The organism is Knoellia aerolata DSM 18566 (assembly GCF_000768695.1).
In the GTDB taxonomy this organism is placed as follows: Bacteria; Actinomycetota; Actinomycetes; order Actinomycetales; family Dermatophilaceae; genus Knoellia; species Knoellia aerolata.
On sequence record NZ_AVPL01000024.1, the window covers coordinates 37,689 to 50,718 of the forward strand.

Genomic DNA, 13,030 nt, shown 5'->3' on the forward strand with positions numbered 1-13,030 from the left:
GTCGGGGCTCGGGTGGTCTGTCGTCGTGCATCAGGTCGCAACGGTCCGCAACCCTCGTCTGTTCCCGTTCGTCCCCCCAGAGTACGTCCCCTCGGGAGGATCACCGAGCAGGGGACCACGTCCTGGCCACCCGCGCGGCGCGGGCGCGGAGCGTCCCCACCGGGTCGAGCATGGCCGCCTCGAGCTCCGCGGGCGTCTCCGCGACGGCATACGCCCCGCTGATCCCGAGGCCCATGGTCTCCCGGCGCCCGACGAGGACCTGACCCGCGAGGACGACGGTGGGCAGCCCTGCGCCGAGGGCGGCCTCCGCCACCCCGGACGCGACCTTGCCGCTGAGGCTCTGCCAGTCGAAGGTCCCCTCCCCCGTCACGACGAGGTCGCTGCCCGAGATGACGTCGTGGAAGCCGACCGCGTCGAGCACGAGCTGGACCCCGCTGACCCGGTGCCCGCCGAGCAGCATGAGGGCGTAGCCGAGGCCCCCGGCCGCGCCGGCACCGGGCTCGCGCTCGAGGCGGCGCGGTGCGCCGGTGAGCAGGTCCGTGGGGGCGGGCACGGTGCGCGCGACGATCTCGGAGAACCGACCCAGGGCCGCCTCGAGCTCCTGCGCGACCTCGGGGGTGGCCCCCTTCTGCGGGGAGAACACCGCACTCGCGCCCTTGAAGCCGAGGAGCGGGTTGTCGACGTCGCTGGCGATGACGAGCTCGACGTCCGCGAGCTCGCCGCGCACGGCGAGCAGGCCGGACAGGGCGTCGTCGGGGGCCGTCGCGAGGGCGCTCCCACCGCGGGCGAGGCTCTCGGCCGGGCCCGCGCCGAGGGCCGCGAGCATCCCCGCCCCGCCGTCGTTGGTGCCGCTGCCGCCGAGGCCGACGACGATGCGGCGCGGCTGCTCGGTGAGGGCGGCCCGCACGAGCTGGCCGACCCCCCACGTGCTCGTGAGGGCGGGGTTGCGCTCGTCCGCCGCCAGGAGGTGCAGTCCAGCGGCCTGCGCCGACTCGACGTATGCCGTCCGGTCCCCGGGGTCGCCCGTGACGAGGACCGCTGCGGGCACCTCCCGCCCAAGCGGGTCGCTCACGGTGAGGGCGACGGTGGTCCCGCCGAGGGCGTGCGCGAGGACGTCGAGGAAGCCGGGGCCCCCGTCGGACAGGGGCAGCAGGGTCAGGGTGTCGCCCGGGGCCGTGTCGTGCCAGCCGGCCGCCATCGCCTCCGCGGCCTGGGTGGCGGTGAGGGTTCCGGTGAAGCAGTCCGGAGCGATGACGACGTGCACGGAACGAACGCTAGCGAACGACCGGCGCCGCCCGTCGCCGTGGTCGTGACCGTCGGGCCGATCACCACCCGGCCACGCGGCATACGATCGTTCTCGTGACGACAACGCCTGCTGCTCCGCTCCCCCTCCTCGTGCTCGGACGTGGGCGCGACCTCCACTCCGAGCGCGGTGTGGAGTGCCCCGGCGACCTGCCTGCCCCCTCGGACCCGGGCCTCGTCGAGCGCGCCCGGGCCGCGAAGGCCGCGCTCGGCGACAAGGTCTTCGTCCTGGGTCACCACTACCAGCGCGACGAGGTCATCGAGTTCGCCGACGTCACCGGAGACTCGTTCAAGCTCGCCAAGGAGGCCGCCGCCCGCCCGGACGCGCCGTGGATCGTCTTCTGCGGGGTGCACTTCATGGCCGAGTCGGCCGACATCCTCACGAGCGAGGACCAGACCGTCATCCTCCCGGACCTCGCCGCCGGGTGCTCCATGGCGGACATGGCGGCGATCGCCCAGGTGGAGGACTGCTGGGACGAGCTCGTCGAGGCCGGGGTCGCAGACGCGGTCGTGCCGGTGACCTACATGAACAGCTCGGCGGCGATCAAGGCGTTCACCGGGCGCCACGGCGGCACCGTGTGCACCTCCTCCAACGCCAGGACCGCGCTCACCTGGGCCCTGTCCGAGCGCGGTGGCCTCGAGGGCGACGGCAAGGTCCTGTTCCTGCCCGACCAGCACCTCGGCCGCAACACGTGGGCCCGCGACCTCGGCGGCTCGCTCGACGACTGCGTCGTCTGGGACCCGCACCGCCCGCTGGGTGGGCTCACCGTCGAGGAGCTGCGTGCGGCCCGGATGATCCTCTGGCGCGGGCACTGCTCGGTGCACGGCCGGTTCACGACCGAGGCCGTCGCGGCCGCTCGCGCCACCATCCCGGGCGTGCGCGTCATCGTCCACCCGGAGTGCCGGCACGAGGTCGTCGAGCTCGCGGACGAGGTCGGATCGACCGAGCGGATCATCCAGACGATCGCCGCCGCGCCCGACGGGACGGCGTGGGCCGTCGGGACCGAGCTCAACCTCGTGCAGCGGCTCGGGCAGATGTTCCCGGCGCAGCGGATCACGTTCCTCGAGAAGAACGTCTGCTACTGCTCGACGATGAACCGGATCGACCTGCCCCACCTCGTGTGGGCGCTGGAGTCCCTCGTCGACGGACGGGTGGTCAACCCCATCCGGGTCGAGCCGCAGGTGGCCGCGGACGCCCGCGTGGCGCTGGACCAGATGCTCGCCCTGCCCGGCGAGACGTCCAAGGACTGACTGCCGCTGGCACCTGCAGCGCTCAGTTCACACGGATCCAGGTCTGCTGACTCCCCGTGGGGGCGCAGCCACCGTCCGCACCTGTCGTCGTCATCGTCGCGGAGTCGGTCATCACGTTCGTGAACTGTGGCCCACACTCCACATCGGCGTTGCCGGCGGAGGGCCGAGCACGGATCGACCCGTCCGGTTCCATGGCGAGGAGCCCGCGCTGGTCCGGGTCCGTGGCACCGTCACCGTCGTCATCCATCACGTAAGTCAGGGACACGCCGGAGTACCCCTGTCCGACGACGAGCACGGTGCTCGACTCGGGATCGAACCACGTTCCGTCGAGCTGGGCGGTGGTCATTCGGGTGGGGGCATCGGCCTTGGCGTGCCGGGGCAGGATGGCACCTGGTCCGGCGACACCGGGCGAGAGTCGCTCGAGGTCGTACTCGGCGCCGACCCAGTCCTCCGCACAGGTACCGCTGAGAACGGTCACCACTGCCCCCGCCGACGTGAGGCGGACCCGGTAGTCGGTGCCGCAGTCCTCGGTCGGGTCGGAAGTGATGTACCGGTCACCGTCGCGACGGCTGATGGTCTTCGCCACCGTGCCACCGCTGAGATATCCGCTCGACGTCTCGGTGGCCCCCATGCGGCCGTCCGCGGTGAACTCCCACAACCACGGGCTCTCCGGAACGTTGCGCCACAGGCCAACGAGGTCTGCGGGGACGAGCGGCTGGTCGGACACCGGCGTCGGGGCGGGGCGCGTGGGCGCAGGGTCGTCCGCAGACAGGGCGAGCCCACCGGCCACGGCGGCAGCGGTGGCCGCCGCCGCAGCGGCGAGAGCCCACCGCCGACGTGGCCGTTCGGCGGGACCTCCCAGCGCCCCGGAGTCGATCCGCTCCCTGATCTCGACCTCCAGGCGTTCGACATCGCTCTCGGTCACCACGAGGTCGGCCACCAGCTGGCGCACCGACTCGGGTCCGAGGGTCCCCGCGACGCCCGTGGCGAGCGCGCGGCTCGTCTGTTCCTTGACGGACCTCAGGGAGACCTGGAGCAGGTCGGCGCTCTGCTGCTCGGTGAGGTCGAGGTAGTGACGGCAGACCAGCACCTCGCGCTGACGCGGCGGCAGGTGCCCCAGGGCGGCCCACAGGCGTTGCTCTGAGTCGTGGTCCAGCGCCTCACGGCCCGCGCCGGGTCCGGCGACCGGACGGGGCGGTGGGGCTGGCTGATCCGGCTGCTCAATGACCCGAGGTCCCCGCGGTTGACCACGGTCCACGGCCCTGCATCCGTTCACCACGGTGCGGCGGAGCAACGCCAGGTCCGCCGACCGGTCTCGCAAGGCGTCCGGGTCCCGGTGCAGAGAGACGTAGGCGTCCCGCACGGCGCCCTCCGCGGCCGCACGGTTGCCGGTGAGGGCGTGGGCGAGACGGAGGAGCTCGGCGCCGTGAGCACCCACGAGGACTCCCAACGCCTCCTCGCGTGACAGGTCGACCGCCGCGGCCGGCCCATGGTTTCCGCGGTCCCCGACTGCTCGCAGGCGGTGGCTCACACCACCAGAGTCCCACCGGACATCGACGAGGTGAACCGCCACACGGAGATGACGCCCACCTGGCCACCCGGCGTCGCGGCGCCTGCCCAGGACGGGTCACGCGGTGACCAGAGGTGCCGCAGGACTGAGCCGCGGGACTGAGGAGCAGTCGGGTCAGGTGATGCGGACCCACGTGTGGGGGCCGGGTCCCGGGAGGCACCCACCCCCTTCGCTCGTGGTCGACACCTTCCCCTTGTCGAGGACGCTCGCGGCGAAGCGCAGCTCGCACGTCGTGGAGCCGGCACCGTCCGGGCGGAACACCGGAGGACCGGTTTCGGGAACCGTCACCCGGCCACGCTGGTCCGGTGAGGTCGCCCCGTCACCGTCGTCATCGAGGACGTACCTGAGCACTGGCCCTCCCCAGGGGGCTCCCACGACGAGCACCGTCCCCGTCTCGACGTGCAGCCACGTTCCGTCGATGTAGTACGTCTGCCTGAGGAACCCCTGGTCGTCGTTGGTGGCCACTGCCGCGAGCTCGCCCTGAAGATCCGGATCCGGTGAGATCCGTTCGAGCAGGAGCTCGTCCCCCTCGTCGGGGACCTCGAGCTGACTGCACGAGTTCTTGAGGGGGGTGATCCCCACGGCACCCGGGCGCATGGTCCTGATCCGCCAGGTCGAGTCACATCCGTCCTCCGCCCTCACGGTGTAGACGTTGCCGGTGCGGGAGACGATCCGGTCCTCGAAGCTGCCCTCGAGGTACGCCGCCGCGGTTTCCACCGCCCGCAGTCGCCCGTCGACCGTGAAGTCCCACACCCACGGCGAGTCGGGGACGTTCTGCCACGTGCCGACGAGGTCGGCAGGGACGAGGGGGCGGTCCGACGGCGGCAGGTTCGACGGCGTCGGCGCTCCGGCGGGGCGTGCCGGCTCTCGGTCGTCCGAGGTCAGGGCGAACCCTCCGGCGACCGCGGCAACCACCGCCACCGCCGCAGCGGCCAGCCCCCACCGACGTCGGCCGGGGGCAAGCGCCCGGACGCGGGAACTGCCCAGACGACGCGGGCGCTCCAGCGCCGACAGGAGGTCGGTCTCCATCCGTGCGACGTCGTGGTCGGTCACGCCGAGACCGTCGACGACCTCGTGCAGCGCCTCTCGCGTGCGTGCCTCCACCTCGCTCATGGCGCCACCCCCATCCGGTCGTGCAACGTGGCCAGCGCCCGGCTGGCGTGCTTCTTCACCGAGCCGACGGACACCTGAAGGAGGTCAGCCGTCTGGCGTTCGGTGAGGTCGAGGTAGTAGCGGCAGACGACGACCTCGCGCTGGCGCTGCGGCAGCCCCCGGACCTGCTCGGCGATGCGCCGAGACGCCTCGTGGGCGAGGACGTCGGTGTCGGCGCCGGGACGGGCGGAGAGGTCGGCCCGCAGCGGCTCGGTGGCGCGAACCCGGCTGGCGCGGGCGCGGTGCACGGACCGGCACCGGTTCACCACGGCCGCCCGTAGGTAGGCGTGCATCGCCGACCGGTCGCGCAGCGTGCGCCAGTTCCGGTGCAGCGACATGAAGGCGTCCTGGACGGCCTCCTCGGCGGCGCCCCGGTCGCCGGTGAGGGCGTACCCGAGGCGCACGAGGTCGGCGCAGTGGGTGCGGAACAGGACGACCAGGGCCTCCTCGCGACCGAGGTCGGTGCCGGCGGCCGGCGCACCGAACCCGCTGTCACGGACTGCTCGCAGGAGAGGGCTCACACCAGCAGAGTCGCACCGCGGAGCCAAAAGGTTGACCGCTGTGGCGAGAAATCCGAGCGCCACGTCGATCTCGTCGCGCCACGGTGCCACGGCGACAGGGCGCGGCGAGAACGACGTGGCGCCGCGGGACGGACCCGACAATTCAGGTCGTGACGAGGCCGTCCTCGCCGACGTGCGGGTTGTGGGCGGTGGGCACCCGCTCCGACGCCGGCGGCGGTCCGGGAGGCGTGCCGTCACCGAACGGCCGACCACCGAGGGACTCGCGCCCGTGCGGCGTCGCCCAGCCGGACAGGTCCGGGCCCGCGGGGACGACCCCGGTCGGGTTGATGTCGCGGTGGACCTCGTAGTAGTGGCTCTTGATGTGCACGAAGTCCGTCGTGTCACCGAACCCGGGGGTCTGGAACAGGTCGCGCGCGTAGGCCCAGAGCACCGGCATCTCGCTGAGCTTGCTCCGGTTGCACTTGAAGTGGCCGTGGTAGACGGCGTCGAAGCGCGCGAGCGTCGTGAACAGCCGGACGTCGGCCTCGGTGATCGTGTCCCCGACGAGGTAGCGCTGCGTGGACAGCCGCTCCTCGAGCCAGTCCAGAGCCGTGAACAACCGCTCGTATGCCGCGTCGTACGCCTTCTGCGTCCCGGCGAACCCGCAGCGGTAGACGCCGTTGTTGACCTCGGTGTAGACGCGCTGGTTCACCTCGTCGATCTCGGCGCGCAGGGCCTCCGGGTAGAGCACCGGGGCACCCTCGCGGTGGTGCTCGGTCCACTGCGTCGAGAGGTCGATCGTCATCCGGGGGAAGTCGTTGGTGACGACCTTGCCGCTCGGCACGTCGACGACGGCCGGCACGGTGATGCCCTTGGGGTAGTCGGGGAAGCGGGCGAGGTAGGCGTCCTTGATGCGCGGGATCCCCAGCACCGGGTCGAGCCCGCCGGGGTCGAGGTCGAAGGTCCACGAGTCGGCGTCGTGGGTCGGCCCGCAGATGCCCATGGAGATGGCGTCCTCGAGGCCGAGGAGCCGGCGGACGATGATCGCGCGGTTGGCCCACGGGCAGGCCCGGGCGACGACGAGGCGGTAGCGCCCCGCCTCGACCGGCCACGGTCCGGCCTCGGCGGTGATCCGGTCCTCGATGTAGGTCGTGTCGCGCTCGAACTCGGGCTCGACGTACGACCCGTGGCCGCTCTCCGCCATGGTCAGCTCCTCCTCATCGCGCCGAGCCGGGCGAAGAGCACGGCCTCGGCGACACAGACGTTCTCGAACTCGCCGAGGTGCAGCGACTCGTTGGCCCCGTGGGCTCGGGTGTCGGGGTCCTCGACGCCGGTCACGAGGATCGCGGCGTCGGGGAAGCGCTCGGCGAAGGCGGCGACGAACGGGATCGACCCGCCGACCCCGATGTCCACCGGCTGCGTGCCCCACGCGTCGGCGAACGCCGCGCGAGCCTGGTCGTAGACCGGCCCGCTCGCGTCGGCCGCGAACCCGGCGCCCTGGTCGTCGAGGTGGACCTCGACCCGGGCGCCCCACGGGGCGTTCGCACGCAGGTGGGCCTCGAGCGCGGCATACGCGTCCATGGGTTCCTCGTCGGCGGCGATGCGCATCGAGAGCTTGGCCGACGCGGACGGGACGAGGGTGTTGGACGAGCGCTCGACGGTCGGCACGTTGAGGCCGATGGTCGTGAGGGCCGGCTTGGTCCACATGCGCGACAGAAGCGAGCCCGACCCGATCGTCGAGACACCGTCGAGCAGGCCCGACTCCTCGCGCAGCCGCTCCTCGGAGAAGTCGAGGTCGGCGGCCTCGCCGGAGCGCAGACCGGCCACGGCGACGTTGCCCTCGTCGTCGTGGAGCGTGGCGATGAGCCGCACGAGCGCGGTGATGGCGTCGGGGACGGCGCCGCCGAACATGCCCGAGTGGACGCCGTGGTCCAGCGTCGAGACGGTGACGACGACCCGGATGAGACCGCGCAGCGTCGTCGTCAGCGCCGGGGTGCCGATGTCCCAGTTCATGGAGTCGGCGAGGACGATCGCGTCGGCGCGCAGCTTGTCGCCGTGGCGCTCGAGGATGGTGAGCAGCGAGTCGGAGCCGACCTCCTCCTCCCCCTCGACGAACACCGTGACCCCCACGGGCAGGTTGCCGGCGTGGGCGCGCAGCGCCGCGATGTGCGCCATGATCCCGGCCTTGTCATCGGCGGCGCCGCGACCGTAGAGCCGCCCGTCGCGCTCGGTCGGCTCGAACGGCGGGCTGTCCCAGTCCGCGTCGTCGCCGGGCGGCTGCACGTCGTGGTGCGCGTAGAGCATGACGGTCGGTGCGCCCTCGGGCCCGGCGATGTGCCCGATGACCGCCGGAGCGCCGCCCTCGCGCACGATCTCCACCTCGAGCCCTTCGGCCCGCAGCAGCGTGGCGGTCGCCTCGGCTGACGCCTCGACGTGGCTCTGGTCGAAGGCGGGGAGCGAGACGCTCGGGATCCGCGTCAGCGCCTCGAGGTCGCTGCGCAGCTGGGGCATGAGGCCCCGGACGGTCTCGCGGAGCGCAGAGAGCTCGGGCAGGGCGGTCGCATTGGTGGGGTCGGTCACGACCCGACCCTACTCAGGGCGAGGTCGGACGAAGGGACCCAGCCCGGCGGCATACACTCAGCCCGTGTTCGGACGCAGCAAGACCACCAACGAAGAGCTCGCGGAGGCGACCAACGCCGCCCGCGTCGGCGCGAAGAACCGCCCCACGCCGAAGCGGCGCGACCAGGAGGCGGCGCGCAAGCAGCCGCTCGTCGTCACCGACCGCAAGGCGGCGCGCAGCACCGACCGCGCCAAGCGACGCGAGGCGATGGCCAAGCAGCGCCATGCGATGCTCACCGGTGACGAGGCGCACCTGCCGCCGCGCGACAAGGGACCGGTCAAGCGCTACATCCGCGACTACGTCGACGCCCGCTGGGGCGTGGCGGAGTTCATGCTCCCGGTCATGCTCATCGTCCTCGCCCTCTCGTTCGTCCGGGAGCCGTGGGCGATGCTCATCGTCTTCGCGCTCGTCTACGGCCTCATCACGGCCGCGGCCATCGACACCTTCCTCATGTGGCGCCGCGTGAAGAAGAAGCTCGAGGCCAAGCACGGCGAGGCGGCCGTGCACCGCGGCGACGGCTTCTACGCCGCGATGCGCGCCTTCCAGATGCGTCGCACCCGCATGCCCCGTCCGATCGTGGGCCGCGGGCAGTTCCCGAGCTGAGCGCTCAGGCGGACGCGTCGAGGCGCATCGGCCCGTAGACCTTGGCGCCGTCGTGGTGCAGCGTCACCGCGGCGACCCCCGCCTCGGCGAGCTCGCGCCACACCTCGCCGAACCAGTTCTCGGCGTCCGACTGGGTCGGGAACGCCGTCTCGGTCGTCGGCTCCCCCGTCACCGGCTCGCCCTGGGCGTCCTCGTAGGTCCAGGTCCAGGCATCGGTCATGTCGGGCTCTCCTTGGGTGCGACCTCGACCGTCGCCTGAACGACGATCTCGGTGGTGAGTGAGTTGGCGATGAAGCAGCCCTCGTGGGCCTCGTGCACCAGGTCCTCGAACCGGCTGACATCGCTGCCGGCGGCGACGAGGACCCGGGGGCGCAGGGTGATCCGGGTGAGGCGCAGGGGGTGCTCCCCGACGGGCATGACGCCCTCGGCGTCGTCGGTGTAGTCGAGGACGTCCAGCCCGGCGGTGGCCGCGACGTGCAGGAAGGACAGCAGCTGGCAGGAGCTGGCCGCGAGGACGAGGAGCTGCTCCGGGTTGGCGCGGTCGGCGTCGCCGCGGAAGTGCGGGTCGGCGCTGAGCGCGACCGGGTCGCGCGCCGGCGGCACCGTGCCCTCGTGCTCGCGCGCGTATGCCGTGTAGCCGCCTCCCGTGGAGCCCTCCCACGCGATCGTGGCGCGGTAGGTGTGCGCACCCGTGCGGTGTCCGCCTGCCATGGGTCAGGCCTCGCGGACGCCGACCTCGACGAACGGCGGCTTGGTGACGGTGGCGGGGACCTCGCGGCCGCGCACGTCGATGACGACCTCGTCGCCGACGGTGACCGAGCGGTCGAGCTGGGCCAGCGCGATGCCCTCCTTGCGGGTCGGGCTGAACGTCCCCGACGTGACCTCGCCGACGACCTCGCCGTCCTTGCGGACCTCGCAGTGCGCGCGGGGGATGCCGCGGCCGGTGACGACGAGGCCGCGGGTCAGGCGCGAGGTCTTGGCCGCGCGCTGCTCGGCGAGGGCCTCCTTGCCCCAGAACGCCTCCTTGTCCCAGCCGACCGCCCACGCGGCGCCCGCCATGACGGGGGTGATCTCGGTGCTGAGGTCGTTGCCGTGCAGCGGGTAGCCCATCTCGGTGCGGAGCGTGTCGCGCGCGCCGAGACCGGCCGGCATACCGCCCTGGTCGGCCACGGCGGAGGCGAGGGCGTCCCAGAGCGGCCCGGCGCTCTCCCACGTCGGGACGAGCTCGTAGCCGCGCTCGCCGGTGTAGCCGGTGCGGCAGACGATGACGGGCGAGCCCTGCCACTGCGCCTCGACGAACGACATGTAGTCGTGGTCGACGGGCAGGTCGAGGGCGGTGAGGACCTCGTCGCTGAGCGGCCCCTGGACGGCGAACACGGCATACGCGTCGTGGAGGTTCTCGACGGTCAGGCCCTCCGGCGCGGCCGCCCGCAGCAGCTCGACGACCGCGGCGGTGTTCGCGGCGTTGGGGATGAGGAAGACGTCTTCGTCGCTGCGGACATAGGCGATGAGGTCGTCGACGACGCCGCCGTCGTCCTGGCAGCACATCGTGTACTGGGCCTGGCCGGGACCGATGCGGCGCAGGTCGTTGGTGAGGCAGGTGTTGACGAAGTCGACGGCGCTCACGTCGCCGGAGCGGCCGCTGACGCGCGCCTTGCCCAGGTGGCTGACGTCGAAGAGCCCGACGCGCTCGCGGACAGCGGTGTGCTCGGCGACGACGCCACCACCGGGGTACTCGATCGGCATCTCCCAGCCGCCGAAGTCGGCCATCTTGGCGCCCAGCGCGACGTGGCGGTCGTGGACGGGAGAGTGCAGCAGGTCGCTCATGTCCGCACGCTATCGCGCGGGCCCGACGGGCGTCGCGGCTAGGGTGCGGGACGGAAGGGGCGACGACCTCGCCTGCCGCGAACCAGCCCAGGAGTGACCGCAGTGCCCAGCCTCAACCTCACCACGCGCGACGCCGCGAACCTCAAGGTCGACGCCCTCGTCGTCGGCTCCGTCTCCACCGACGCCGGAGCCCGGCTGGCCGAGGGCCACGGCCTGCCCGCTGCCGCCGCGAAGCACCTCGCCGCCGTCCTCACCGACCTCGAGGCGAAGGGGAAGCCGGGCGAGGTCGCCCGCGTCGTCGCCGTCCCGGGCGTCACCGCCACGGCCGTCGTCGTCACCGGGCTCGGTGCGGAGGGCGACGTCACCGCCGACGTCCTGCGCGCCGCCGCCGGAACCGCCCTGCGCTCGGTCTCGACGAAGAAGTCCGTGGCGCTGGCCCTCCCCGCCGCCGACGAGGCCGCCCTCGCGGCCGTCGCGGACGGTGCGTATGCCGGGTGCTACTCCTTCGATGCCGCCTCCACCAAGGTGTCGACAACGGCCAGGAAGCCGACCGCAGCCCCGAAGACGTCGGGCCCGGCGATCACCGTGGTGTCGACGGTCGGCCAGGGCAAGTCCGCGAAGGCCGCCGTCGCCCGGGCCGCCGTGATCGGCGCGGGTCGCGACCTCGCCCGCGACCTCGTCAACACGCCGCCGAACCTCCTCACCCCGCAGGCCTTCGTCGACCGCGTCAAGGCCGTCGTCGCCGCCTCCTCGGGCAAGGTGACCGTCTCGGTGCTCGACGAGAAGGCACTGGCCATGGGCGGCTTCGGCGGCATCGTCGGCGTCGGCCAGGGCTCGGCGAACCCGCCGCGGATCGTCACGATGACCTACTCCCCCGGCCGCGCCCGCTCCGGCAAGGCCCCGTCCGTCGCGCTCGTCGGCAAGGGCATCACCTTCGACTCCGGTGGCCTCTGCATCAAGCCGGCCGCGGGCATGCTGACGATGAAGTCGGACATGGCCGGAGCCGCCGCCGTCGCCGCGGCGGTCGTCGCCGCCGCGGAGCTCGGTGGCCCGGTCGCCGTCACCGGCTACCTCTGCCTCGCCGAGAACATGCCCAGCGGCACCGCGCAGCGTCCCGGCGACGTCGTGACGATGCGCAACGGCACGACCGTCGAGATCATCGACACCGACGCCGAGGGCCGGATGGTGCTCGGTGACGGGATCTGCCTCGCCAGCGAGGCCAGGCCCGACGCCATCGTCGACATCGCCACCCTCACCGGCGCGCAGATGGTCGCGCTCGGCAGCAAGGTCGCGGGGGTCATGGGCAACGACGACGACTTCCGGGCTCGTGTCGTCGACGCCGGGGGCGCCGAGGGCGAGGACTCCTGGCCGATGCCGCTCCCCCGTGAGCTGCGCGCCGGCCTCGACTCCGTGGTCGCCGACCTCGCCCACAAGGCCGACCGGTGGGGCGGCATGCTCACCGCCGGGCTCTTCCTCCAGGAGTTCGTCGGCGAGGGCATCCCATGGGCCCACGTCGACATCGCCGGCCCGTCGTTCAACGAGAAGGGCGCCGACGGCGTCGCCCCCAAGGGCGGCACCGGCTACGGCGTCGCCACCCTCGTGCGCCTCATCGAGGACCACGCCGGCTGACCCCCCGCCACTCCTTTTCCGGGGCACCCGGAAAACGGGCCCGGGGCAAGAGAACAGTTCTCTTGCCCCGGGCCCGTTTCACGGGTCAGGCGGGAAACGGTCCCCGGGTCAGCCGGACTTGCGGCGGAACATCTGGTCACGGCCGGAGGTCTCCGGGCCGTGGCCGTGGTCGACCTTGGAACGCTCGGAATGGTCGGACACGTCGGCACCGCCGTGCGCGTGCTTCTTGTCCAGGGCCTCCCTGAACTTCTTCTTCATGTCCTCGCTGGGCGTCGGACGCGTGCTCTTCGACTCGGACACGGTGGCCTCCTGGATCGGTGGTGCGGTCGCCCTCACTCTGACACGCCGCGGCCGTCGTGGGCATCACGATTCCCCCGATGTCGCGCAAATGGCGGACATCACGCGCGGGTGGTGTCATCTTGGGGCGCATGGCGACGGGGCAGTGGTGGGACCGGGTGAGCCTGGGCCCCCGTCGGCGACGACGCCGGATGACCCGGCTGCTCGCGGAGCTCGACCGGCGCGACGCCGCCGCCGGACCCGACCGGTGGCGCGGGCCGACCGCGCTGTCCGCGCCTG

The 13,030-nt window shown here is 72.7% G+C and carries 13 protein-coding genes; 3 read left to right on the forward strand and 10 right to left on the reverse strand.

Translation table 11 applies throughout. The features are described from left to right. Positions 1 to 100 precede the first annotated feature (100 nt). A complete protein-coding gene (locus N801_RS10400; RefSeq protein ID WP_035937312.1) occupies positions 101 to 1,264 on the reverse strand; it encodes a glycerate kinase family protein in 1,164 nt (387 codons plus the stop codon). A 95-nt stretch (positions 1,265 to 1,359) separates the two neighbouring features. On the opposite strand from N801_RS10400, the gene nadA reads away from it, so the two are divergent. Then, complete coding sequence (nadA, locus tag N801_RS10405) at positions 1,360 to 2,553, forward strand: quinolinate synthase NadA (RefSeq protein WP_035937315.1); 1,194 nt, start codon at positions 1,360 to 1,362, stop codon at positions 2,551 to 2,553. Between the two features lie 22 nt (positions 2,554 to 2,575). Here nadA and N801_RS10410 read toward each other — a convergent pair whose 3' ends face one another. The 5 genes from N801_RS10410 to N801_RS10435 all read right to left on the reverse strand — a co-directional run bounded on the left by N801_RS10410 (position 2,576) and on the right by N801_RS10435 (position 8,355). After that, positions 2,576 to 4,084 carry an RNA polymerase sigma factor gene (locus tag N801_RS10410; protein ID WP_156996675.1) on the reverse strand — a complete coding sequence of 503 codons (1,509 nt, stop codon included), beginning with the start codon at positions 4,082 to 4,084 and terminating at the stop codon, positions 2,576 to 2,578. Between the two features lie 153 nt (positions 4,085 to 4,237). Next, positions 4,238 to 5,236 (reverse strand): hypothetical protein, encoded by a 999-nt coding sequence (locus N801_RS10420; RefSeq protein WP_035937328.1) that lies wholly within the window; start codon positions 5,234 to 5,236, stop codon positions 4,238 to 4,240. Next, positions 5,233 to 5,796, reverse strand: coding sequence for an RNA polymerase sigma factor (locus N801_RS10425; RefSeq protein WP_052112850.1), 564 nt, complete (start codon positions 5,794 to 5,796; stop codon positions 5,233 to 5,235). Before N801_RS10425 ends, N801_RS10420 begins: the two co-directional genes overlap by 4 nt. Before the next feature lie 142 nt (positions 5,797 to 5,938). Beyond that, on the reverse strand, positions 5,939 to 6,979 hold the full coding sequence (locus N801_RS10430) for a glutathione S-transferase family protein (protein ID WP_035937331.1): 1,041 nt from the start codon (positions 6,977 to 6,979) through the stop codon (positions 5,939 to 5,941). A gap of 2 nt (positions 6,980 to 6,981) precedes the next feature. Continuing rightward, complete coding sequence (locus N801_RS10435) at positions 6,982 to 8,355, reverse strand: dipeptidase (protein ID WP_035937334.1); 1,374 nt, start codon at positions 8,353 to 8,355, stop codon at positions 6,982 to 6,984. 64 nt (positions 8,356 to 8,419) lie between these two features. Here N801_RS10435 and N801_RS10440 point away from each other — a divergent pair, with 64 nt between their 5' ends. Beyond that, on the forward strand, positions 8,420 to 8,998 hold the full coding sequence (locus tag N801_RS10440; protein WP_035937337.1) for a DUF3043 domain-containing protein: 579 nt from the start codon (positions 8,420 to 8,422) through the stop codon (positions 8,996 to 8,998). A gap of 4 nt (positions 8,999 to 9,002) precedes the next feature. Here N801_RS10440 and N801_RS10445 read toward each other — a convergent pair whose 3' ends face one another. Genes N801_RS10445 through gcvT form a run of 3 tightly spaced genes read right to left on the reverse strand, consistent with a single transcriptional unit; the run spans position 9,003 to position 10,825 of the window. Next, positions 9,003 to 9,218: a hypothetical protein gene (locus N801_RS10445; RefSeq protein ID WP_035937339.1), complete on the reverse strand. Its 216-nt coding sequence runs from the start codon at positions 9,216 to 9,218 to the stop codon at positions 9,003 to 9,005. After that, positions 9,215 to 9,709: an OsmC family protein gene (locus N801_RS10450; RefSeq protein ID WP_035937342.1), complete on the reverse strand. Its 495-nt coding sequence runs from the start codon at positions 9,707 to 9,709 to the stop codon at positions 9,215 to 9,217. Before N801_RS10450 ends, N801_RS10445 begins: the two co-directional genes overlap by 4 nt. A gap of 3 nt (positions 9,710 to 9,712) precedes the next feature. After that, a complete protein-coding gene (gene gcvT, locus N801_RS10455; protein ID WP_035937344.1) occupies positions 9,713 to 10,825 on the reverse strand; it encodes a glycine cleavage system aminomethyltransferase GcvT in 1,113 nt (370 codons plus the stop codon). 102 nt (positions 10,826 to 10,927) lie between these two features. Between gcvT and N801_RS10460 the strand changes: the two genes are divergently transcribed. Then, the gene (locus N801_RS10460; protein ID WP_035937346.1) at positions 10,928 to 12,454 is read left to right on the forward strand and encodes a leucyl aminopeptidase; all 1,527 of its coding nucleotides are present in this window, start codon (positions 10,928 to 10,930) and stop codon (positions 12,452 to 12,454) included. A 108-nt stretch (positions 12,455 to 12,562) separates the two neighbouring features. On the opposite strand, the gene N801_RS10465 is transcribed toward N801_RS10460, so the two are convergent. Further along, on the reverse strand, positions 12,563 to 12,754 hold the full coding sequence (locus tag N801_RS10465) for a DUF5302 domain-containing protein (protein WP_156996677.1): 192 nt from the start codon (positions 12,752 to 12,754) through the stop codon (positions 12,563 to 12,565). Positions 12,755 to 13,030 lie beyond the last annotated feature (276 nt).

What these genes read in the sequence shown, in the direction of transcription:
- N801_RS10420 (WP_035937328.1), bottom strand. Translation starts at nt 5,236, where the DNA reads ATGAGCGAGGTGGAGGCACGCACGCGAGAGGCGCTGCACGAGGTCGTC.
- N801_RS10430 (WP_035937331.1), bottom strand. Translation starts at nt 6,979, where the DNA reads ATGGCGGAGAGCGGCCACGGGTCGTACGTCGAGCCCGAGTTCGAGCGC.
- N801_RS10445 (WP_035937339.1), bottom strand. Translation starts at nt 9,218, where the DNA reads ATGACCGATGCCTGGACCTGGACCTACGAGGACGCCCAGGGCGAGCCG.
- N801_RS10450 (WP_035937342.1), bottom strand. Translation starts at nt 9,709, where the DNA reads ATGGCAGGCGGACACCGCACGGGTGCGCACACCTACCGCGCCACGATC.
- gcvT (WP_035937344.1), bottom strand. Translation starts at nt 10,825, where the DNA reads ATGAGCGACCTGCTGCACTCTCCCGTCCACGACCGCCACGTCGCGCTG.